Source organism: Sphingomonas sp. DC1600-2 (genome assembly GCF_049897605.1).
Taxonomy (GTDB): Bacteria; Pseudomonadota; Alphaproteobacteria; order Sphingomonadales; family Sphingomonadaceae; genus Sphingomonas.
The window spans coordinates 307,702-327,484 of the sequence record NZ_JAFCWO010000003.1 but is presented as its reverse complement, the minus strand read 5'-3'; the positions used below and the strand labels follow the sequence as shown (position 1 = coordinate 327,484).

At 63.4% G+C, this 19,783-nt stretch carries 23 protein-coding genes; 15 read left to right on the top strand and 8 right to left on the bottom strand.

Annotation, left to right across the window (positions count from 1 at the left end):
* Position 1: 1 nt before the first annotated feature.
* From ACP7BL_RS08245 to ACP7BL_RS08200, 10 genes are all read left to right on the top strand, one after another.
* Positions 2–277: a hypothetical protein gene (locus ACP7BL_RS08245; RefSeq protein ID WP_426258066.1), complete on the top strand. Its 276-nt coding sequence runs from the start codon at positions 2–4 to the stop codon at positions 275–277.
* Positions 253–420: a hypothetical protein gene (locus ACP7BL_RS08240; RefSeq protein ID WP_426258065.1), complete on the top strand. Its 168-nt coding sequence runs from the start codon at positions 253–255 to the stop codon at positions 418–420. The genes ACP7BL_RS08245 and ACP7BL_RS08240 overlap by 25 nt, the downstream gene beginning before the upstream one ends.
* Positions 417–626, top strand: coding sequence for a helix-turn-helix transcriptional regulator (locus ACP7BL_RS08235; RefSeq protein ID WP_033964242.1), 210 nt, complete (start codon positions 417–419; stop codon positions 624–626). Before ACP7BL_RS08240 ends, ACP7BL_RS08235 begins: the two co-directional genes overlap by 4 nt.
* On the top strand, positions 623–1,549 hold the full coding sequence (locus tag ACP7BL_RS08230) for an alpha/beta fold hydrolase (protein ID WP_426258064.1): 927 nt from the start codon (positions 623–625) through the stop codon (positions 1,547–1,549). Before ACP7BL_RS08235 ends, ACP7BL_RS08230 begins: the two co-directional genes overlap by 4 nt.
* A gap of 100 nt (positions 1,550–1,649) precedes the next feature.
* Positions 1,650–2,381 carry an alpha/beta fold hydrolase gene (locus ACP7BL_RS08225; RefSeq protein ID WP_426258063.1) on the top strand — a complete coding sequence of 244 codons (732 nt, stop codon included), beginning with the start codon at positions 1,650–1,652 and terminating at the stop codon, positions 2,379–2,381.
* A complete protein-coding gene (locus ACP7BL_RS08220) occupies positions 2,378–3,142 on the top strand; it encodes a hypothetical protein (protein WP_299106493.1) in 765 nt (254 codons plus the stop codon). Before ACP7BL_RS08225 ends, ACP7BL_RS08220 begins: the two co-directional genes overlap by 4 nt.
* Before the next feature lie 57 nt (positions 3,143–3,199).
* Positions 3,200–3,613, top strand: coding sequence for a VOC family protein (locus ACP7BL_RS08215; protein ID WP_126848091.1), 414 nt, complete (start codon positions 3,200–3,202; stop codon positions 3,611–3,613).
* Positions 3,613–4,341, top strand: a complete 729-nt coding sequence (gloB, locus tag ACP7BL_RS08210) for a hydroxyacylglutathione hydrolase (protein WP_299106499.1) — start codon at positions 3,613–3,615, stop codon at positions 4,339–4,341. The genes ACP7BL_RS08215 and gloB overlap by 1 nt, the downstream gene beginning before the upstream one ends.
* Positions 4,342–4,397: 56 nt before the next feature.
* Positions 4,398–4,805, top strand: a complete 408-nt coding sequence (locus ACP7BL_RS08205; protein WP_426258062.1) for a hypothetical protein — start codon at positions 4,398–4,400, stop codon at positions 4,803–4,805.
* On the top strand, positions 4,802–5,188 hold the full coding sequence (locus ACP7BL_RS08200) for a hypothetical protein (RefSeq protein ID WP_299106505.1): 387 nt from the start codon (positions 4,802–4,804) through the stop codon (positions 5,186–5,188). The genes ACP7BL_RS08205 and ACP7BL_RS08200 overlap by 4 nt, the downstream gene beginning before the upstream one ends.
* Before the next feature lie 31 nt (positions 5,189–5,219).
* Here the strand turns inward: ACP7BL_RS08200 and hslU are convergent, their stop codons facing one another.
* The 3 genes from hslU to ACP7BL_RS08185 all read right to left on the bottom strand — a co-directional run bounded on the left by hslU (position 5,220) and on the right by ACP7BL_RS08185 (position 7,702).
* Positions 5,220–6,515: an ATP-dependent protease ATPase subunit HslU gene (gene hslU / locus ACP7BL_RS08195; RefSeq protein WP_299106508.1), complete on the bottom strand. Its 1,296-nt coding sequence runs from the start codon at positions 6,513–6,515 to the stop codon at positions 5,220–5,222.
* 98 nt (positions 6,516–6,613) lie between these two features.
* Entirely contained in the window at positions 6,614–7,180 is a 567-nt protein-coding gene (gene hslV, locus ACP7BL_RS08190) for an ATP-dependent protease subunit HslV (protein WP_033964240.1), read from the bottom strand.
* 96 nt (positions 7,181–7,276) lie between these two features.
* A complete protein-coding gene (locus ACP7BL_RS08185) occupies positions 7,277–7,702 on the bottom strand; it encodes a hypothetical protein (RefSeq protein WP_171010532.1) in 426 nt (141 codons plus the stop codon).
* Between the two features lie 158 nt (positions 7,703–7,860).
* Between ACP7BL_RS08185 and ACP7BL_RS08180 the strand changes: the two genes are divergently transcribed.
* The gene (locus ACP7BL_RS08180; RefSeq protein WP_299106522.1) at positions 7,861–9,429 is read left to right on the top strand and encodes an oleate hydratase; all 1,569 of its coding nucleotides are present in this window, start codon (positions 7,861–7,863) and stop codon (positions 9,427–9,429) included.
* Positions 9,430–9,534: 105 nt separating this feature from the next.
* Here the strand turns inward: ACP7BL_RS08180 and ACP7BL_RS08175 are convergent, their stop codons facing one another.
* Positions 9,535–9,810, bottom strand: a complete 276-nt coding sequence (locus ACP7BL_RS08175) for a type II toxin-antitoxin system RelE/ParE family toxin (RefSeq protein ID WP_299106524.1) — start codon at positions 9,808–9,810, stop codon at positions 9,535–9,537.
* The gene (locus ACP7BL_RS08170; protein ID WP_299106527.1) at positions 9,810–9,986 is read right to left on the bottom strand and encodes a type II toxin-antitoxin system RelB family antitoxin; all 177 of its coding nucleotides are present in this window, start codon (positions 9,984–9,986) and stop codon (positions 9,810–9,812) included. The genes ACP7BL_RS08175 and ACP7BL_RS08170 overlap by 1 nt, the downstream gene beginning before the upstream one ends.
* 40 nt (positions 9,987–10,026) lie before the next feature.
* Between ACP7BL_RS08170 and ACP7BL_RS08165 the strand changes: the two genes are divergently transcribed.
* Together ACP7BL_RS08165 and ACP7BL_RS08160 are read left to right on the top strand one after the other, a co-directional pair.
* Complete coding sequence (locus tag ACP7BL_RS08165) at positions 10,027–10,155, top strand: BrnA antitoxin family protein (protein WP_299106530.1); 129 nt, start codon at positions 10,027–10,029, stop codon at positions 10,153–10,155.
* 407 nt (positions 10,156–10,562) lie between these two features.
* Complete coding sequence (locus ACP7BL_RS08160; protein ID WP_426258061.1) at positions 10,563–12,290, top strand: RNA-directed DNA polymerase; 1,728 nt, start codon at positions 10,563–10,565, stop codon at positions 12,288–12,290.
* A 57-nt stretch (positions 12,291–12,347) separates the two neighbouring features.
* On the opposite strand, the gene uvrA is transcribed toward ACP7BL_RS08160, so the two are convergent.
* On the bottom strand, positions 12,348–15,332 hold the full coding sequence (gene uvrA / locus ACP7BL_RS08155; protein WP_426258060.1) for an excinuclease ABC subunit UvrA: 2,985 nt from the start codon (positions 15,330–15,332) through the stop codon (positions 12,348–12,350).
* Between the two features lie 58 nt (positions 15,333–15,390).
* Between uvrA and ACP7BL_RS08150 the strand changes: the two genes are divergently transcribed.
* Both ACP7BL_RS08150 and ACP7BL_RS08145 read left to right on the top strand, forming a co-directional pair.
* The gene (locus ACP7BL_RS08150) at positions 15,391–16,605 is read left to right on the top strand and encodes a DNA cytosine methyltransferase (protein ID WP_126848111.1); all 1,215 of its coding nucleotides are present in this window, start codon (positions 15,391–15,393) and stop codon (positions 16,603–16,605) included.
* A gap of 10 nt (positions 16,606–16,615) precedes the next feature.
* The gene (locus ACP7BL_RS08145) at positions 16,616–17,410 is read left to right on the top strand and encodes a GIY-YIG nuclease family protein (protein WP_426258059.1); all 795 of its coding nucleotides are present in this window, start codon (positions 16,616–16,618) and stop codon (positions 17,408–17,410) included.
* A gap of 46 nt (positions 17,411–17,456) precedes the next feature.
* Here ACP7BL_RS08145 and ACP7BL_RS08140 read toward each other — a convergent pair whose 3' ends face one another.
* Together ACP7BL_RS08140 and lpdA are read right to left on the bottom strand one after the other, a co-directional pair.
* Positions 17,457–18,104 carry a trimeric intracellular cation channel family protein gene (locus ACP7BL_RS08140; protein ID WP_126848115.1) on the bottom strand — a complete coding sequence of 216 codons (648 nt, stop codon included), beginning with the start codon at positions 18,102–18,104 and terminating at the stop codon, positions 17,457–17,459.
* A 172-nt stretch (positions 18,105–18,276) separates the two neighbouring features.
* Entirely contained in the window at positions 18,277–19,668 is a 1,392-nt protein-coding gene (gene lpdA, locus ACP7BL_RS08135) for a dihydrolipoyl dehydrogenase (RefSeq protein ID WP_426258058.1), read from the bottom strand.
* Positions 19,669–19,783 lie beyond the last annotated feature (115 nt).

The following is a 19,783-nucleotide window of genomic DNA, read 5'->3' as shown; positions in this document are numbered from 1 at the left end:
CATGCAGAAGCGCAATCCGGCGCAGCAGCGCTACGTCGTGCGGTTTATTCCGACGATGTTCAGCTATGTCCTTGTGCTGTTCGCCGCGACCTATCTGATCCGTTTCTGGCACCCGACCGGGATCGCGCTGGCCGCGCTTGCGGTTGCCCCGTCCCTGCCCTTGCTCGGCGTGATTGCGATCATGGGTTTGTACCTTGTCGAGGAGCGCGACGAGTTTCTGCGTCAACGCCTGGTAAAGGCAATGCTTGGGGGTTGGCGGTATTGCTGGCCGTGCTGACGGTCTGGGGCTTTCTCGCCAATGGCGGGCTTACCGACCAGCCACCCGCGTTCCTCGCCTTCCCATTGTGGTGCGGTGCCTTCGGATTGGTTCAGTGCGGGATGAGTCTGCGCGACCGCCTGACGTCGAGCACTGCGACATGATCAACCGCCTCAAGGTGCTGCGCGCGGAGCGAGGCTGGAGCCAGGGCGACCTGGCCGAGCGGCTGGAGGTGTCGCGCCAGAGCGTCAACGCGATCGAGACCGGGCGCTACGATCCGTCGCTCCCGCTCGCCTTCCGCATCGCTGAATTGTTCGCGCTTCCGATCGAAGCGATTTTCGTCAGTCCCTCCAAAGGAGACGCGTCATGATGTCTGCCCGCAAAACCGCTTTGATCGCCGCGCTGGCGCTGCTGCTGCCCGCCACGCCGACGCAGGCCGCCCCGACGGGGGCACAGGTGGCGACGACGGCCGAGCTACGCCTGCCGCACATTTCGATCGTCACCATGGGCAAGGGCAGTCCGGTGATCCTGATCCCCGGCCTCGCCTCCCCGCGCGCGGTATGGGACGATGTTGCACCCGAACTGGCCAAGACCCACCGCGTCATCCTGGTGCAGGTCAACGGTTTTGGCGGGGATGATCCCGGGGCCAATTTGCAGCCGGGCATACTCGACGGCATCGTCGCCGATCTCGACGGCTATATCGCGCGGGAGAAGCTGCACGGTGCGCTGGTGATCGGCCATTCGATGGGCGGGCTGGTCGGCCTGATGCTGGCCAAGGCGCATCCAGCGGACCTCGCGCGGTTGATGATCGTCGACTCGCTCCCCTATTTCGCGGTGCTGATGGCTCCGCCAGGGATCGACCCCACCCCTGCAATGGTCGCGCCGCAAGCCGCCAAAATGCGCGACGCTATCGCCGCCAGTTATGGAACGGTGCCGAGCGATGCGGCGGTGGCGGCGCAGACGCGCGGCCTGGCGATCAAGCCCGCCAGTATCGCCCGCATGACCACCTGGGCCAAGGCTGCCGATCCGCGCGTAACGGCGCAAGCGATGTATGAGGATCTGACCACCGATCTGCGCCAGGCACTGGCGTCGATCACGACGCCGATGACCTTGCTGTATCCATGGAACGCGGGCGGGCCGACCAAGGCGATGGCCGATCCATTCTATCGCAAGCATTATGCTACGGCACCGCACATCACCTACGTCGATATCGGCGACAGTGCTCATATGGTGATGCTCGACCAGCCCGAGGCGTTCAAGGCGGCAGTGGTGGCGTTTGTAGCTGGGAAATAGCGTCTCCCCGCCCCCCGGCGTCCTTGCTGCGGCGGGGCGCCAGGAGGCGGCGAACAAACCCCGATTTCCCCTCCCCCGATCTTCGGCTAAGCCCGCCGCCATGACCGACACATCGCCCCCCGCCCGCCCCGCCCTCGCATATCATCTGACCGAGGGCACCGGCCCTACCGTCGTGTTCCTGCCCGGTTATGGTTCGGACATGGAAGGAACCAAGGCGCTGGCGCTCGAAGCCTGGGCCAAGCGCACCGGCCACGCCTATCTGCGGTTCGATTATGGCGGGTGCGGGCGTAGCGCGGGGGCGTTTGAGGAACAGACGCTCGCCGGCTGGCGCGACGATGTGCTGGCGATGCTCGATCAATTGGTCGAAGGCCCCGCCGTGCTGGTGGGATCATCGATGGGCGGCTGGCTGATGCTGCTGGTCGCGCGCGACCATCCGCACAAGGTCGCCGCCTTGGTCGGCATCGCGCCCGCGCCCGATTTCACCGACTGGGGCTTCACCGTCGACGAGAAACTGCAGATCCTGTCCGAAGGGCGGCTGGAGAAGGTCGGGCGCTATGCCGATCTGCCGATGGTCTATACCCGTGCCTTCTGGCAATCGGGCGAGGCCAATCGCGTGCTGTTCTCCGGGCTCCCGATCGACGTGCCGGTGCGGCTGCTGCACGGCATGGCCGATGCCGAGGTGCCCGCCAACCGGACGATCCGCCTGGCCGAGTTGATCCGTTCAGCCAAGGTGCAGGTGACGCTGATCAAGGACGGCGATCACCGGTTGTCGCGCGAGGCCGATCTCGCCTTGCTGATCGCCGCGGTCGAGGATGTGACGCGCGCCTTATGATCCTGCTGCCTTTGCTTGCCGCCGCTGCGCTTGCGCAAAGCACCGCTACCGGACCAACCGGCCCTGCCGCCCCCAGTGGCGACCGCTATGACCGCTGCCTGGCGCTGTCGAGCACCAACCCCGCCGCTGCCGAGGCCGAGGCCGGGCAATGGGAATTGGCGGGCGGCGACTTCCTCGCCAGCCAGTGCCTGGGCATGGCCTATAGCCGCGAACACCGTTGGTCCGCCGCCGCTGCCGCCTTCGAGAAAGCGGCAACCGGCGCGGAACGGGCCAAGGACACGCAAGCCGCCAATTACTGGGCGCAGGCGGGCAATGCCTGGCTGGCGGCCGGCGATGCCTCCAAGGCGCGCAGCGCGCTTGATGCCGCGCTCGCCACCGGCATACTGACCGGCCTGTCGCTGGGCGAGGCGCATCTCGACCGCGCACGCGCGATGGTGGCGGGCGACGACATGGAGAATGCGCGCGACGACATCGACCATGCGTTGACCGAAGTGCCCACCGATCCGCTAGCGTGGCTGCTGTCGGCAACGCTGGCGCGGCGGATGCAGGAAGTGCCGCGCGCGAAAAAGGACATTGCCGAGGCTCTGCGCCTGGGCGGCGACGATCCCGCGGTGCAACTGGAGGCCGGCAACATCGCCGCTCTTTCGGGGGACGAAGCCGGAGCCAAGGCCGCCTGGCACCAGGCGGTGACGCTTCGGCCAGACAGCCCACCGGGAAAGGCAGCAGCGGCGGCGCTAACGCAATTCGACGCCAAACCGTAGCTGGCGCTTGCCGCCGTGCATGCCTATTTGGGGGGCAAAGCCTGTAGGAGTGCGCCGATGAAATATCTCCACACGATGATTCGCGTGACCGACCCGGTCGCGACGATCGACTTTTTCAAACTTCTCGGGCTGGAGGAAGTGCGCCGCTTCGACAATGAGAAGGGCCGCTTCACGCTGATCTTTCTGGCCGCGCCCGGCGACCATGACGCGCAAGTCGAGCTGACGCACAATTGGGACCCGGAGCCCTATACGGGCGGGCGCAATTTCGGCCACCTCGCCTACCAGGTCGAGAATATCTATGAGACGTGCCAGCGCCTGATGGATGGCGGCGTGACGATCAACCGCCCACCGCGCGACGGCCACATGGCGTTCGTGCGCACGCCCGACAATATCTCGATCGAATTGCTGCAGAACGGCGTGCTGCCCCCCGCCGAACCCTGGGCGTCGATGCCCAACACCGGAGAATGGTAATGGCGACCACGCTCGACATCGTCCGCGTGCCCGCGCTCGACGATAATTATGTGTGGCTGCTGCACGACGCCGTTGCCAATGAAACCGTCGTGGTGGATCCGAGCGACGCCGCCCCGGTGCTGGCGGCGGCGAATGCGCGCGGCTGGACCATCTCGCAGATCTGGAACACCCACTGGCACCCCGATCACACCAATGGCAATGCAGAGATCAAGGCGCTTGGCGCGACGGTCAGCGGCCCCGCTGCCGAAGCCGACAAGATCCCCACACTCGATTACGGCCTGCGTGAGGGCGACAGCGTCAAGATCGGCAACCATGTCGCGCGCGTGATCGAAACGCCGGGGCATACCGCGGGGCATATCGTGTTCCACATGGCCGACGATGCGTTGCTGTTCAGCGGCGACACGCTGTTCGCAATGGGGTGCGGGCGCCTGTTCGAAGGGGGCCCGGCGCAAATGTACGCCAATATGCAGCGCCTCGCCGTTTTGCCGCCCGAGACGATCGTGTTCTGCGCGCATGAATATACCCAGTCGAACGGCCGCTATGCCGCCGCTGCCGAGCCCGACAATGCGGCGGTCGCCGAACGCATGAAGGACGTCGACGCCAAGCGTGCTGCGGGCGAGCCAACCGTGCCGACGACGATCGCCCTGGAACTGGCCACCAACCCGTTCCTGCGCGCTTCCTCCGCCGAGCAATTGGCCGAGCGTCGCGCGGCAAAGGATGTTTTTTGACCGCGAAATGGCGTAAACAAACGGCGGGGGCAGATGCTGTGAAAAGGACCGTTGCCATGTACCGATTCCTCCTGCCCGCCGCGCTGCTGATCGGCGGGACCGCCGCACTTTCCGCCGATACCAAGGGCTATGAGGCGCGCCAGGCCGCGCAGGACAAAGCCGAACTCGACAAGCAGCTCGCCGGACTGGTGCCGGGCAAGCCGCAGACCTGCATCGACCCCATCCGCTACCGCGACACTACCCGCGTCGGCGACACGATCCTGTACAAGAACGGCCGTAACGACATCATGCGCACCGATACCGGCGGCGGCTGCTTCGGGCTGCGGCGGGGCGACGCGATCGTGACCAAGACCTTCGGCAGCGAGCTCTGTCGCGGCGATATCGTCCGCACGGTCGATCTGACCAGCCATATCCCGAGCGGCAGCTGCAGCTTTGGCGATTTCATCCCTTACCGCAAACCATGATCCGCAGCGCGCTGCTCGTGTCCGCGCTGGCCACGATGGTGGCGTCGGACAGCAAGGATCTCGATAAGGCCCTGGCCGGGCGCGTCGCGGGAAAGCCCGAGACGTGCCTGTCGACCAGCCGGATCGGCAGCCCGCAGGTGATCGACGATCACACGCTGCTATACCGCGACGGCGGACGCATCTGGCGCAACGACCTGCCCAATGCGTGCCCTGGGCTCGACGACGACGTGATCGTAGTGACCGAGGTGTTTGGCGGACAATTGTGTCGCGGCGACCTGTTCTACACGCTTGAGCGCTCCGGCCTCGGCATCCCCGGCCCGCGCTGCCGCCTCGGCGCGTTCGTGCCGTGGGACAAGGGGAAGAGCGGGGTTAAGAGCGAGTAAAGCGGGGAGGGTCGGGACACCCTCCCCTCTCTTACAGCACGAACCGACTGAGATCGGTGTTGCGCGCGATGCTCGCCAGATGCGTTTCGACATAAGCGGCATCGACCACCACCGTCTCCCCGCCGCGATCCTCGGCGTTGAAGCTGACGTCCTCGAGCAGCTTTTCCATCACCGTCTGCAAGCGCCGCGCGCCGATATTCTCGATTTCGCCATTCACTTCCGCCGCAATGCGCGCGACTGCGCGAATGCCGTCTTCGGTAAATTCGACGCCGACATTTTCGGTCGCGATCAGCGCGACATATTGCTGCGTCAGCGACGCCTTGGTGTCGCTCAGGATCGCGACGAAATCGTCCTCGGTCAGCGCCTTCAGCTCGACGCGGATCGGCAAGCGGCCCTGCAGCTCGGGCAGCAAGTCGCTCGGCTTAGCGACGTGGAACGCGCCGCTGGCGATGAACAGGATATGGTCGGTCTTCATCGGCCCATATTTGGTCGCGACCGTGGTGCCCTCGATCAGCGGCAGCAAATCGCGCTGCACGCCCTCGCGCGAGACGGAACCGCCGCGCACGTCGGACACCGCGATCTTGTCGATTTCATCGAGGAACACGATCCCGTTCGCCTCGGCATCGGCCAAGGCGGCGCGGCTGACCTCATCCTGGTCGAGGCGCTTGTCGGCCTCTTCCTCGACGAGCTTGTCCCAGGCCGCAGGCACCGTCAGCTTGCGGCGTTTGAGTTGCTGGTTGCCGAACGCCTTGCCCATCATTTCGGACAGGTTGATCATCTGCGCGCCGCCGCCGGGCAGTTCGAACGGCATGTTGGGCTGCGCTTCCAGCTCGATCTCGATCTCGGTGTCGCGCAAATGGCCGTCGTGCAACCGCTGGCGGAACGCCTCGCGCGTCGCCTCGCTCGCGCCCTTGCCGGTCAGCGCATCGAGCAGACGGCCCATCGCGGCTTCCTCGGCCTTGTCGTTGACGGCGGCGCGGCGACGTTCCTTTTCGAGCCTTATCGCTTCCTCGACCAGATCGCGCGCAATCTGCTCGACGTCGCGACCGACATAGCCCACCTCGGTGAATTTGGTCGCCTCGACCTTGATGAACGGCGCATCGGCCAGCTTGGCGAGACGGCGGCTGATCTCGGTCTTGCCGCAGCCGGTCGGCCCGATCATCAGGATGTTCTTCGGAGAGACCTCGTCGCGCAATTCGGGCGCGAGCTGCTGGCGGCGCCAGCGGTTGCGCATCGCGACCGCAACCGCACGCTTGGCGTCGGCCTGGCCGATGATGTGCGCATCGAGGGCTGCGACAATGGCTTTGGGAGTCAGGGCTTCGTTCATTGGAAAGGTTCCGTCGCCCCGGCGGAGGCCGGGGCCGCTATGATATTAGGGCGCGTGCTATTTGCTAGCGGCCCGGGCCTCCGCCGGGGCGACGCGCATCAGGCAGATGCCGCGAGGCTCTCCACGGTCAGCCGGTCGTTGGTGTAGACGCACACCTCCGCCGCGATCGCCATCGCCTTGCGGCAGATCGTCTCGGCATCGGCTTCGTAATCGACCAGCGCGCGTGCGGCGGACAGCGCGTAATTGCCGCCCGATCCGATCGCCGCGACGGTGCCATTGGGGCTCGCCTCGGGCTCCAGCACGTCGCCATTCCCGGTCAGGATCAGCGTGACGTCCTTGTCGGCGACGATCATCATCGCTTCCAGATTGCGGAGGTATTTGTCGGTGCGCCAGTCCTTGGCCAGTTCGACCGCGCTGCGCAGCAATTGTCCGTGATGCTGCTCGAGCTTGCGCTCAAGCCGCTCGAACAGCGTGAAGGCATCGGCGGTCGCGCCGGCAAAGCCGCCGATCACCGATCCGTCACCGAGGCGGCGGACCTTCTTGGCATTGGGTTTCATGACGGTCTGGCCCTGCGTCACCTGGCCGTCTCCGGCGACGACGACGCGGCCATTCTTGCGCACGGACAGGATCGTGGTGCCGTGCCACACCATTGGGTTCTCGCTCATGCGCAGCGATATGGGATGCGGATTACGGCTGCGCAATCCAGCCGCACAAGTTTGCGCGAGCCGGACGAGGGAACCCCCTCGCCCGGCCCAATTGCGTCAGCGGCAGCGCACGTCGCGATTGTCGCTCTTGTCGATCGCCTGCCCCGCGAGCGCCCCGCCAATGCCGCCGAGCAGCGCACCAAGCACGCCCGAGCCGCCCGGCGCGATCGCCGCGCCCAAAGCGCCACCGGCGACGCCACCCACGATCAGACCGGTCGTGCCGTCATTGCGGCGGCAATAATAGCGCCCGTCGCTGCCGCGATAGACGCGGTCGTTCGAGCTGAGGCGGCGCTCCTGATAGCGGCGCGGATCGTCGCGGTAATAACGCGACGCGTCATACCCGTTATACGCGGGATCGGGCCGATCGTAATCGTAGCGCGAATAGCCGCCATCCCCATAACCGCGACGCGGCCCGTCGCCATATTCGGTGCAGCCGGCCACCAACGTCGAGGCGGCGATCAAACCCAGAGTGAATGCGCGCATGTCGAGATCCTCCTGTATCGTAGAACGGGTAATGCGCCGCGCACGAAAAGGTTGCGATCCGGCCCTTTCACAGGGCTTACCTGCGTAGTTTCCGAGGCTGATCGTGCGCGCGGGACCGCTGGTAAACGGCGGCCCGGCAGCACAAAGGATCGCATCCCATGAGCACATATACCTTCGTCGGCAGCGGCATCGCCTCCCTCGCCGGTGCGGTTTTCCTGATCCGCGACGGCGGCGTGGCGGGCGAGGACATCGTCATCCTGGAGGAAAGCCACAAATTCGGCGGCGCGTTCGATGCGCATGGCGATGCCGAGAACGGCTATTTCATGAGCGGCAGCCGCATGTTCGAGGCGATGTATCAATGCACCTTCGACTTGCTCGATTCGATCCCCTCGGCGAGCGACCCGAGCATCTCGGTGCGCGAGGAGACCGACCGCGCCAATGCGCAGTGGCCGTGGCACAACAAGGTGCGGCTGGTGAATCGCGACGGCAGCATCCCCGATTTCCATACCATGGGCTTTACCGAGCGCGACCGTATCGACCTGGTCAAGATCATGGCCGAGCCCGAGCATCTGCTCGACGGCAAGCGCATCGTCGATTGCTTCCAGCCGCATTTCTTCCAGAGCAATTTCTGGTTCGAATGGTGCACTTTGTTCGCCTTCGAACCGTGGCACAGCGCGATCGAGTTCAAGCGCTACCTCCAGCGCTTCGTCCACCATTTCTCGACGATCGACACGCAGGAGGGCATCTATCGCAGCCTGCTCAACCAATATGACAGCTTCGCCGTGCCGATCGTCAACTGGCTGAAGGAGCGCGGCGTGCAGTTCCGCTTCGGCGTGCGGGTCGAGGATCTGGGCTTTGCGAGCGGCGAGGCGATCACCGTCACCAGCATCGCCACGCTTACCGACCACGGCCCCGAGGCGATCCCGGTCGCGCCCGGCGACTGCGTGTTCGTCACCAATGGATCGATGACCGCCGACAAGGCGTTCGGATCGATGACCAAGGCCCCCGGCCTCGACGCCAGCAACCATTCGGGCGCGTGGAAACTCTGGGAGAAGCTCGCGCAAGGCCGCCCCGCCTTCGGCAACCCCGCCGCGTTCAACGGCAACATCGCGGAAAGCTCGTGGATTTCCTATACCGTCACGGTCAAGGACCCGCTGTTCCTGCAATTGATGGAACGCTTCAGCGGCAGCGCCCCCGGCACGGGCGGGCTGATCACCTTCAAGGATTCGAGCTGGCTGATCACGCTGTCCATCTATCACCAGCCGTTCTTTGCCGATCAGCCCGAGGGCGTGTCGGTATGGTGGGGCTATGGCCTGTTCCACGATCGCGTCGGCGATTATGTCAAGAAGCGCATGGTCGATTGCACAGGCGCGGAGATATTGGAGGAAGTGCTCGGCCATCTGCACTTCAGCGCGGCCGACCAGGCGGCGGTGATGGCGGCATCGACCTGCATCCCCTGCGCGATGCCCTATATCACCAGCCAGTTCATGGTGCGGACGGGCAAGGACCGGCCCAAGGTGGTGCCCGAGGGATCGACCAACCTCGCCTTTCTCGGCCAATATGCCGAGCAGCCCGACGACGTGGTGTTCACCGTGGAATATTCGGTGCGCTGCGCGATGACCGCAGTGTACACGCTGCTCAAACTCGATCGCACCCCGCCGCCGGTCTATAAGGGGCTGCACAGCCCGCAAGTGATCGTGGACGCGATCCGGACGCTGCACCGGTAGCGGCGCGGATGGCCCCTCCCCTTCGCCCGACGCTGGGTTGGGGTGGGGCCGTGGTGCGGTGCTGTCAAAGACCGTGGGCGGGTCGCGGGGCGCTGCGGCATGGGTTCATGGATAGTTCTGGCGGGCGTGGAGGACGGTGATCACCTCGACGGTGTCCGCCAAAACCCGATAGATCAGAATGTAATTGGGGTGGACCACCGCCTCGCGCGTGCCCGGCACCCGGCCAGGACGGTGGACGTAGGGATGTTCCGGCAGGCGCTCGGCGGCGTCGCGGATCAGGGCGGACAGGCGCTGCGCTGCCAGCGGATTGCGCTGGCGGATGAAGGCGGCGATGTCGAGCAGGTCATGGCGAGCCTTTGGACGCCAGACCAACCGCAGCATCAGCGGGGCGCGTGTCCGTCGAGAACGGCTTGGAGGTCAGCCATCACCTGATCGTGCGGGATACTGGGCGCTGGGTCGGCGAGCGCCTGCTCCACCTTCTCGCGCACCCAGCGATCATGCGCTTCGGCCGCTTCGGTCGATTCAAACTCGGACTCGATGGGCGAGAGCTTGGGCATGGGGGGAATATAGCGCAGAAGCGGAGCGGGAAGAAGGGGATTGCGGGGCGGTAGGCTTGCAGCGCCGACGCTGCCGCTCCACCTCGACGTGATCGAGCGCTTTCGCCCCGATGGGCCGGGCTGGCAGGGCCAGACGAATGCCGCGTTACGCAAGGCGGCGGGACTGTAGGCGATTTTGACCGTCAGCCCGGATCGCCGCACCTTTTGCCCATGACGCTGGCGGCGCTGGGTTGAGCCGGGAGGTCGGCTTCCGCTGGCGGGAGCCGGATGTGCGCGTGCTGGACGACGGCACGCCCTTTTATGGCGCGATCCCGGATTGGCTGTTCTTGCAGGTGCGGGCGCGTGTTGGGACTTGGGCTGGGCGGGGGCTGCGGGTTGTGGGGTGTACGGAGTGGAGTTCTTTTGAAGCCTAGTAATTGGCCAACTTAAATCTTTCATTGCACCAAACGAGCTTCTTTATATGCTTGGTATATGCACTCACCAAAGTTTCAGCAAAAAGCCCTAGAGTTTAAAAGGATAGTGGCATCATCTGTGCTCGCCACGCTTTGGAAGAAGAAACGTGGCGTGAGAGATCACATGCGGAAACAGATTATTCCGGATGCCGTCGAGTTCCTAGATTTTCATATGGAACACCGGCAGAGGTGTGCCGCACTTGAGGCGCTGATTTGCAACGGAGATTACATACCCGCTCCAATTTTGCGAATGAAAGTAGAGAAAGGGAAGGGACTATGCCGTCAAATCGCGTTGCCCTCCCCTGCGGAGGCCCTCGTCCTTCAGGCCCTATCCGACTCGCTATGGAGGGAGATCAAAAATAAGGCACCGTCACCCACTGCGTTCTTTGCGCCCCAGGATCAACCATTTAGCAAACTTAATCCTATGAACGATGAGGATGAGTTTGGATATGGGCCGATCGAATCGTGGTTAGATTTTCAGCAAGAAGTTCTAAAGTTTTCTCAGACACGAAACTTTGTTGTAGTTACAGACATTGCAAATTATTATGATGGCATATTGCATTCATTCTTGCGCGCAATTCTTTCAGACTACGGTCTTGAGAGAGAATATGCGCTAGATTTGCTACTATTTATACTAGAAGCAATGCTTTGGCGACCAGATTATATGCCTAATTTTGGGATCGGTCTCCCTCAGATGGATCTCGATGCGCCTAGATTGCTCGCGCACACTCACCTTTTCGAAGTAGACGAGCTATTTGAGAAAGATCCTGACGTTGATTTCGCCCGATACATGGACGACATGGATTTTGGCGTGGATACGCTTGCTAAAGCTAAATCCGTACTTAGGGATTTAGACTTGGCCCTTCATACCCGCAATATCCGCTTAAACAGTGGAAAGACCACGATAATGACGGGAGCTGAAGCTGTAAAATACTTCAGAGTTGCGGAGAACATGGCCATTCTCTCGCTTACAGACAAGATGTCGAAGTGCTCGTCTGATCGCAGGGTGGCCATATATAGGCGTCTAATTGCAAGGTCTATCAAATATGGCATTGAGAAAAGACTGTTTGACCAAGGAAGTGGCGGTAAAATACTAAAGCGTTTGTTAGGAATCGTATTTAGAAACAATATTGCAATTGACGATACCTCGTTCAGAAATATAATTTATGACCGACCAGCATTGCGCGATTATCTACTTCGTGGCTGGATTAGATCGCCTGAATATAAATCACAGATGAACATCGTGACCGGATTTCTCGGAAGCGGTCAAGCGGTCGACGACTACAGCAAGATTGCCATAGCAACGTCAATTGCATCAGCTATACACACATACTCTTTGCCTTCTACAGTACTTTATGAGCTTGTTTTCCACTTAAAAGGAAATGATCCTTTTAATTTACACGCAAGACTTATACTGACTTCAAGACTCGATACTCCCTCGAGACTTTTGTCAGAGATCACTAAAACTCAAGGCATATGGTCACGCTACTCATTCCTATCACGATTAGTAGCAAGTTTTTACGGATTGTTTATTCATACCGTTTTGTTCGATGATTTCGATGCGCTCGTTAAACGTCATGGCGGCTCCGAAGGAATGTCAGTTTACGATTTTCATCACAGTATTGCCAATGATGCAATAGGATTTCGCTCGGCGAAACCATTCATAGATGCCGGAAATCCATCGCTCCCAGTAGGTATAAGTCATGCGAAGGTAATGATGCTAGCGACTGCTATGTGGAACAAAGGAATACCAAAGATTGAGCGGGCGCAAATGCTCGCTACCCACGCAAAAGCAATGACTGATACGTACTATCGCCAAATGCTGTCGACGATTATATCGATGGCTCCTTAAATACTCTACCAAATCGAAGTTCCCATCGCGTTAATCTACCGCTGCCGTTCTCAACCCCTACTCCCCCAACAACGGCGCCAAATACCGCCCCGTAAAGCTCCCCTTCGCCTTAGCGACCACCTCCGGAGTCCCCTGCGCCACAATCTCCCCGCCCTTCACGCCGCCCTCCGGCCCCAGATCGAGCACCCAGTCCGCGGTCTTGATCACATCGAGGTTGTGCTCGATCACCACCACCGTATTCCCCTGCTCGACCAGTTGGTGCAGCACCTCCAGCAGCTTGCGCACGTCCTCGAAATGCAGGCCGGTGGTCGGCTCGTCCAGGATGTACAGCGTCTGCCCCGTCGCGCGGCGCGACAATTCCTTGGCGAGTTTGACGCGCTGCGCCTCGCCGCCCGACAGCGTGGTCGCTTGCTGGCCGACCTTGACATAGCCCAGGCCGACTTCGGCGAGCATCGCCATCTTGTCGCGGATCGGCGGCACCGCCTTGAAGAATTCGACCGCATCCTCGACCGTCATGTCGAGCACGTCGGCGATCGACTTGCCCTTGAACTTCACCTCCAGCGTCTCGCGATTGTAGCGCGCGCCGTGGCACACGTCGCACGTCACATAGACATCGGGCAGGAAGTGCATTTCGATCTTGAGCAGGCCGTCGCCCTGGCACGCCTCGCAGCGGCCGCCCTTGACGTTGAAGCTGAAGCGGCCGGGCTTGTAGCCGCGCGCCTGCGCCTCGGGCAGCCCCGCAAACCAGTCGCGGATCTGGGTGAAGGCGCCGGTATAGGTGGCGGGGTTGCTGCGCGGGGTGCGGCCGATCGGCGACTGGTCGATATCGATGACCTTGTCGAGATATTGCAGGCCGGTGATCTTGTCATGCTTGCCCGCCAGCACCCGCGCGCCGTTGAGCGCGCGCGCGGCCGAGGCATAGAGCGTGTCGATCGTGAAGCTCGATTTGCCACTGCCGCTGACCCCGGTGATGCAGGTGAAGGTGCCGAGCGGCAGGCTGGCCGTCACGCCCTTCAGATTGTTGGCGGTGGCGTTGTGGACGGTCAGTTTCTTGCCATTGCCCTTGCGCCGGGTGGTCGGCACCGCGACCTCCCGCCTGCCCGACAGATAATCGGCGGTGATGCTGTTGGGGTTGGCGAGTACTTCCTCGAACGTGCCCTGCGCGACGATCGCGCCGCCATGGACGCCGGCACCCGGACCCATGTCGATGACATAATCGGCGGTGCGGATCGCATCCTCGTCGTGCTCGACCACCAGCACGGTGTTGCCGAGGTCGCGCAGGCGGCGCAGCGTTTTCAGCAGCATGTCATTGTCGCGCTGGTGCAAGCCGATGCTGGGCTCGTCGAGCACGTAGAGCACGCCCGACAGCCCGCTGCCGATCTGGCTGGCCAGGCGGATGCGCTGCGATTCCCCGCCCGACAGCGTGCCGCTGGTGCGATCGAGGTTGAGATAATCGAGCCCGACATTGTTGAGGAAGCCGAGGCGTTCGAGGATTTCCTTGAGGATGCGCTCGGCAATGGCGCGTTGCTGGTCGGTGAGATCGGCGGGGACCGATTCGAACCAGGCGAGCGCATCGACCACCGACAGGCGCGTGACGCTGGAAATGTCGCGCATGCCGATCTTGACCGCGAGCGCCTCGGGCTTGAGGCGCGCGCCGCCGCACACTTCGCACGCGGCGCTGCTTTGATATTTGCTCAGTTCCTCGCGCATCCACGCGCTTTCGGTCGAGAGCATGCGGCGGTTGAGGTTGCCGATCACGCCCTCGAACGGCTTCTTCACGTCATACGACTTCTTGCCGTCGATGAAGGTCAGCGTCACCGGCTTGCCGCCGGTGCCGTGCAGGATGATGAGTTTCACCTCGCCCGGCAGATCCTCCCACGGCGTATCCAGGCTGAAGCCGAATTCGCGCGCCAGGCTGCCGAGCACTTGCATGTAATAGGGGCTTGGGGGGTTGGACTTCGCCCAGGGCACGACCGCGCCCTTCTTGATGCTGAGCGCGTGGTTGGGGACGACGAGGTCCTCGTCGAACAGCAGCTTTTCGCCCAGGCCGTCGCACGCCGGGCACGCGCCTTGCGGGGCGTTGAAGGAGAAGAGGCGCGGTTCGATCTCGGCGATGGTGAAGCCCGAGACGGGGCAGGCGAATTTCTCGCTGAACACGATGCGGTTGGCGGGGATGCCGGTGTTCTTCATGCCGCCTTTAGCCCTCTCCCCTTCAGGGGAGAGGGTTGGGAGAGGGGCAGTATCGGAGGACAGCGCTTGCGACTGCCCCTCTCCCCGACCCTCTCCCCCAAGGGGGAGCGGGAGAGCCAGCGCGGCCACCGTCGTGTCCACCAAATCCACATAAGCCAGCCCCTCGGCCAGCTTCAGCGCCGCCTCGAAGCTCTCCGCCAGGCGCGTCGCCATGTCGGGGCCGACGACCAAGCGGTCGACCACCACTTCGATGTCGTGCTTCAGTTTCTTGTCGAGCGCGGGGGCCTCGTCGATCTCGTAAATCTCGCCATCGATGCGCACGCGCGTAAAGCCCGCTTTCTGCCATTCGAGCAGTTCCTTGCGATACTCGCCCTTGCGCCCGCGCACGACCGGCGCGAGCAGATACAGCCGCGTGCCCTCGGGCAGCGCCATCACGCGGTCGACCATCTGGCTGACGGTCTGCGCCGCAATCGGCAGGCCGGTGGCGGGCGAATAGGGGATGCCGACGCGCGCCCAGAGCAAGCGCATGTAATCGTAAATCTCGGTGACGGTCGCCACGGTCGAGCGCGGGTTGCGGCTGGTGGTCTTCTGCTCGATGCTGATCGCCGGGGACAGGCCCTCGATATGGTCGACATCGGGCTTTTGCATCAGCTCGAGGAACTGGCGCGCATAGGCGCTCAAGCTCTCGACATAGCGCCGTTGGCCCTCGGCATAGATGGTGTCGAAGGCGAGGCTCGATTTGCCCGACCCCGACAGGCCGGTGATGACCGTCAACGTATCGCGCGGAATATCGACCGACACGTCCTTGAGGTTGTGCTCGCGCGCGCCGCGCACCGAAATATGAGTCAGCATGAAGGACGTGTTCCAGATTTGTTCTTGAAAGGCAAATGGCAATCGGGCAAAAACCAACATGGCGTCGCCAGTCGGCATCGACAAGCAGGGGGCTTGCACCGGGCAAGCGATCGGGCATGGTGAATCGATGAACGAACGGCCCGGCTTTTACGAATTTTTCGCAGGCGGCGGAATGGCCCGCGCGGGGCTGGGCGGGGCGTGGCAATGCCTGTTCGCCAACGATTTCGACCCCAAAAAGGCCAAGGCCTATGCCGACAATTGGGGCACGGACGAGCTGTTGCTTGGCGATGTCGGCGAGGTAACACCCCGCCAACTGCCCGGCCAAGCGGATTTGGTGTGGGCGTCCTTCCCCTGCCAGGACCTCTCGCTCGCCGGGGCCGGTGCCGGACTTACGGGCACGCGATCGGGCGCATTCTGGCCGTTTTGGAACCTGATTCAGGATGTGAGCACGCAAGGCCGAAAGCCACGCGCGATCGTGCTGGAAAACGTCTGCGGGCTGCTGACGTCGCGGAATGGGGCGGACTTTGCCGCGCTGTGCCAGACGGTTGGGGATGCCGGCTATTGGCTCGGCGCGATGGTGATCGACGCGCAGCATTTCGTGCCGCAGTCGCGCCCACGTCTGTTTGTCATCGCGCTGGATCGCGCGACAGAGGTGCCCGCCCGCGTCTTCAGCCCCTGGGCGGTCGATCGCTGGCACCCCGAGCGGTTGCGGCAGGCACAAGCCGCGCTACCGGAAAAGCTGCGCGCGCAATGGCTGTGGTTCACCGCCCCTGCCCCGGCAACGCGCCAAGCCCGGCTTATCGATATCATCGAGGATCATCCCCGGGACGTCGCATGGCATAGCGCCGCCGAGACGCGGAAGCTGCTGACGATGATGAGCAACGGCAACCGCGCGAAGGTCGATCTGGTCGCTGGCAATGCGCGCAGGGCGGTCGGCGCGGTGTACAAGCGCACCCGGATCGAGAACGGCAAGAAGGTGCAGCGCGCCGAAGTGCGGTTCGATCTGGCGGGCTGCCTGCGCACGCCAGGGGGCGGGTCCAGCCGACAGACGATCCTGGCAGTTGAGAAGGGCAAGGTGCGCACGCGGCTCATCTCCGCTCGCGAAACCGCCAGGCTGATGGGGCTGCCCGAAGCGTATCGCCTGCCCGAGCGCTATAACGATGCCTATCATTTGACGGGCGATGGCGTGGTCGTTCCGGTCGTCCGCCACATTGCGGAATGGGTGCTGGAACCCGCGCTGACGCAATCGGGGATCGCCCTTGCCTCTGCTTAAGGAGCCGCGAATGCCGACACGGCGTCGGGTTGCGGACATCGACACCAAAAGCGCCCCCGACGAGACGATCGAGCTGCGCCGCGCACTCGAGCAGTTCAAGCGCCAGAAACTCTCCGATTTCTTCGACCAGGCCCCGGTAACCAAAGCCGGTGCCTCGATTTCGGTCGGGGCGGTGAAATGGGGCGTATACGCCTTTTTCGATTATGACGGCGAGCCGATCTATGTCGGCCAGACGCGCGAAACCGTGGGCGGGCGGATCGGGCGGCATTTGACCAACCAGCGGACCGATGCGGTGGCGATGTCGGTGCTCGATCCATTTGAAGTGCGCACGATCAAGGTCTGGCTTTTGCCTGAATATCAGGACGTAAAGGGCGATCCGAAACGCGTGCCCGCTGCGCGCGCCGCTGCCGATCACCTCAACGCGCTGGAACGCAGCGTGTTTATGAAGCTTGTCAGCGAAAGCGATTTCGGGCGCATCCTCAACGAAAAGGATCCGCCCGACGTCCCGTTATGCGCGCTGCCACCGGCAATCGAAGGCGAGATCGTCAGCCCCGACGTGCTCAAACTCCGCCAACACCCCGATGTGCGGATCGCCAGGCGGGCGCTAACCATCGCCCGACTGGCACAGATTATCGCCGGACGCGACGTGCAGGCCGGGCTGCGTCGGGCGCTGGCAACGCAGGCGGATCGGTTGGCATGGCTGGCGAACGAACGCTTCGCGGCGCTGGGCGGCGAAGCGGCAGTCGAGCAACGCGATGCGGACGAGCCGACGGACCATGACATGGACGGCGGGGAGGCGTTTTAAGCCGCGCGATCGAGATGCCTACGCGGCAAGCCTTTTCGCTAACGCTTCAACCTCGCGCGCCATAAGCCGGCAGCCCAAGCTTCCACCGGATCGCCGCCGCACGCAGCGCGAAGCCGCAGCTTGCCGCTACGCCCGCCGCAATCGTCGGCGATACGCCCAGTTCGACCAGCACGACGTGCAACCCCGCCGCGAGCGCGGCTGCCGTTACATACAATTCAGGCCGCATCAGGATCGAGGGTTCGCCCGCCAGCACGTCGCGGATGATGCCGCCGACGCACGCCGTCACCACGCCCATCAAAGCGGCGGGCACCGGCGGGATGCCGAACGCGAGCGCCTTGGCGGCACCGAATACGGCATAAGCGGCCAGCCCGACCGCATCGAGCCAGTCGAGCGCCGAGGTCGGCGCGTGCGCCCCCTGCCACCAGCCTCGCGGCGTCGTCCACACCAAGACCGCGACCGCCAGGCAGATGGCGGCGACCAGCGGATCATGCACCCAGAACACTGGCGCACCGATCAACAAATCGCGCACCGATCCGCCGCCAACCCCGGTGATCAACGCGAAAAAGGCGGCGGTGACGAAGGTCTGCCCGCGTCCCGCCGCCGCCAGCGCCCCGGTAATGGCGAACACCGCGATCCCGAACAGATCGAGCCACGGCAGAATCGAGCCGAATTGCCAGGGTGCGAGGGGGAGCATCCGCACTCCTGTAGCGGGGTTGCACGGGGAAATGAATGCTGGGGCGGGCTTATCACGGACGCGGCCCAAACTGGCATGGGCAAAGCCCATGCCGTCGGTCGGCGCCGTAGCGCCGCCGGCCGGTCTGATCGCGGCAAGCCTCGGCCGTAGCTTTCGCTACGGCCTCGGGCGATCAAACGTGGATCGCTTTCCCGCGTACCGCCATCGCCGCTTCCTTGATCGCTTCGCTATGCGTCGGGTGAGCGTGGCAGGTGTAGGCGATGTCCTCGCTGGTCGCGCCCATTTCCATGCCCAAAGCCGCCTCGGCGATCATCGTGCCGGCGGGCACCGCGATCGCCCAGACGCCGATCACCCGGTCCGATTTGGCATCGGCGATGATCTTCACGAAGCCGTCTGGCTCGTGATTGGTCTTGGCGCGGCTGTTGCCCGCCATCGGGAACTTGCCGACCTTGATTTCGCCCTTGGCCTTGGCCGCTTCCTCGGTCAGGCCGACACCCGCGATTTCGGGCCAGGTGTAGACCACGCTCGGGATGACATCGTGGTTCACGATGCCGGTCAGCCCGGCGATATTCTCGGCAACGGCAATGCCTTCGTCCTCGGCCTTGTGCGCGAGCATCGGGCCGGGGATGACGTCGCCAATCGCCCAGATGCCGGGAACCGCGGTCTGGAAGCGGTGGTCGGTGTCGATCTGGCCGCGCGCATTGGTGGCCAGGCCTGCCTTTTCGAGCGCCAGACCATCGGTGTTGGGACGACGACCGATCGCGACCAGTACGCAATCCGCCGTGATCGTCTCGGCGGCACCACCTGCCGCGGGTTCGACCGTGATGCTGGCGGTGTCGCCGCTCACCGAAACGCCGGTGACCTTGGTCGAGAGCTTGAATTCGATACCTTGCTTGCGGAAAATCTTGTTGGCTTCCTTGCGGATGTCGCCATCGAAGCCGGGGAGGATCTGGTCGAGATATTCGATGCAGGTGACTTTGGCCCCCAGCCGCCGCCACACGCTGCCCAGCTCAAGCCCGATCACGCCGCCGCCGATGACCACCAGATGCTCGGGCACCTTGGCCAGTTCAAGCGCGCCGGTGGAATCGACCACGACCTTCTGGTCGACGGTCACGCCCGGCAGCGGGGTGACCGAGGAGCCGGTCGCGATCACGATGTCCTTGGCGGTGACGGTCTGCTCGCCGACCTGCACGGTGTGCGCATCGACGAAGGCGCCACGGCCCTTCAGCCAGGTCACCTTGTTCTTCTTGAACAGAAAGGCAATGCCGCCGGTCAGCTGCGTGACCGCGTCGATGCGCTGCGCGTGCATCGCGGGGAGATCGAGCTCGGGCGTGACCTTGATGCCCATCTTGGCCATCGTGCCATTGGCGGCGGCATCGAAATATTCCGACGCATGCAGCATCGCCTTCGACGGGATGCAGCCGACGTTGAGGCAGGTGCCGCCTAGCGTATCGCGGCTCTCGACGCATGCGGTGCGGAGACCCAGCTGCGCGGCGCGGATCGCGGCGACATAGCCGCCGGGGCCCGAACCGATGATGAGGACGTCGTAATCGTAGTCAGCCATGTGTCACTCCGTTCGCCCTGAGCTTGTCGAAGGGCTGCGTTCTCTTCCGTCCGATGAAAAAGGACAGTGCTTCGACAAGCTCAGCACGAACGGAATATGGGTAATCTCAGTTCGC

Bases quoted from the DNA above. Each gene is read 5' to 3' on its own strand.
- ACP7BL_RS08245 (WP_426258066.1), top strand. From the start codon at position 2: ATGCAGAAGCGCAATCCGGCGCAGCAGCGCTACGTCGTGCGGTTTATT.
- ACP7BL_RS08235 (WP_033964242.1), top strand. From the start codon at position 417: ATGATCAACCGCCTCAAGGTGCTGCGCGCGGAGCGAGGCTGGAGCCAG.
- ACP7BL_RS08230 (WP_426258064.1), top strand. From the start codon at position 623: ATGATGTCTGCCCGCAAAACCGCTTTGATCGCCGCGCTGGCGCTGCTG.
- ACP7BL_RS08225 (WP_426258063.1), top strand. From the start codon at position 1,650: ATGACCGACACATCGCCCCCCGCCCGCCCCGCCCTCGCATATCATCTG.
- ACP7BL_RS08220 (WP_299106493.1), top strand. From the start codon at position 2,378: ATGATCCTGCTGCCTTTGCTTGCCGCCGCTGCGCTTGCGCAAAGCACC.
- ACP7BL_RS08215 (WP_126848091.1), top strand. From the start codon at position 3,200: ATGAAATATCTCCACACGATGATTCGCGTGACCGACCCGGTCGCGACG.
- gloB (WP_299106499.1), top strand. From the start codon at position 3,613: ATGGCGACCACGCTCGACATCGTCCGCGTGCCCGCGCTCGACGATAAT.
- ACP7BL_RS08205 (WP_426258062.1), top strand. From the start codon at position 4,398: ATGTACCGATTCCTCCTGCCCGCCGCGCTGCTGATCGGCGGGACCGCC.
- ACP7BL_RS08200 (WP_299106505.1), top strand. From the start codon at position 4,802: ATGATCCGCAGCGCGCTGCTCGTGTCCGCGCTGGCCACGATGGTGGCG.
- hslU (WP_299106508.1), bottom strand. From the start codon at position 6,515: ATGAACGAAGCCCTGACTCCCAAAGCCATTGTCGCAGCCCTCGATGCG.
- hslV (WP_033964240.1), bottom strand. From the start codon at position 7,180: ATGAGCGAGAACCCAATGGTGTGGCACGGCACCACGATCCTGTCCGTG.
- ACP7BL_RS08185 (WP_171010532.1), bottom strand. From the start codon at position 7,702: ATGCGCGCATTCACTCTGGGTTTGATCGCCGCCTCGACGTTGGTGGCC.
- ACP7BL_RS08180 (WP_299106522.1), top strand. From the start codon at position 7,861: ATGAGCACATATACCTTCGTCGGCAGCGGCATCGCCTCCCTCGCCGGT.
- ACP7BL_RS08175 (WP_299106524.1), bottom strand. From the start codon at position 9,810: ATGCTGCGGTTGGTCTGGCGTCCAAAGGCTCGCCATGACCTGCTCGAC.
- ACP7BL_RS08170 (WP_299106527.1), bottom strand. From the start codon at position 9,986: ATGCCCAAGCTCTCGCCCATCGAGTCCGAGTTTGAATCGACCGAAGCG.
- ACP7BL_RS08160 (WP_426258061.1), top strand. From the start codon at position 10,563: ATGCGGAAACAGATTATTCCGGATGCCGTCGAGTTCCTAGATTTTCAT.
- uvrA (WP_426258060.1), bottom strand. From the start codon at position 15,332: ATGCTGACTCATATTTCGGTGCGCGGCGCGCGCGAGCACAACCTCAAG.
- ACP7BL_RS08150 (WP_126848111.1), top strand. From the start codon at position 15,391: ATGGCGTCGCCAGTCGGCATCGACAAGCAGGGGGCTTGCACCGGGCAA.
- ACP7BL_RS08145 (WP_426258059.1), top strand. From the start codon at position 16,616: ATGCCGACACGGCGTCGGGTTGCGGACATCGACACCAAAAGCGCCCCC.
- ACP7BL_RS08140 (WP_126848115.1), bottom strand. From the start codon at position 18,104: ATGCTCCCCCTCGCACCCTGGCAATTCGGCTCGATTCTGCCGTGGCTC.
- lpdA (WP_426258058.1), bottom strand. From the start codon at position 19,668: ATGGCTGACTACGATTACGACGTCCTCATCATCGGTTCGGGCCCCGGC.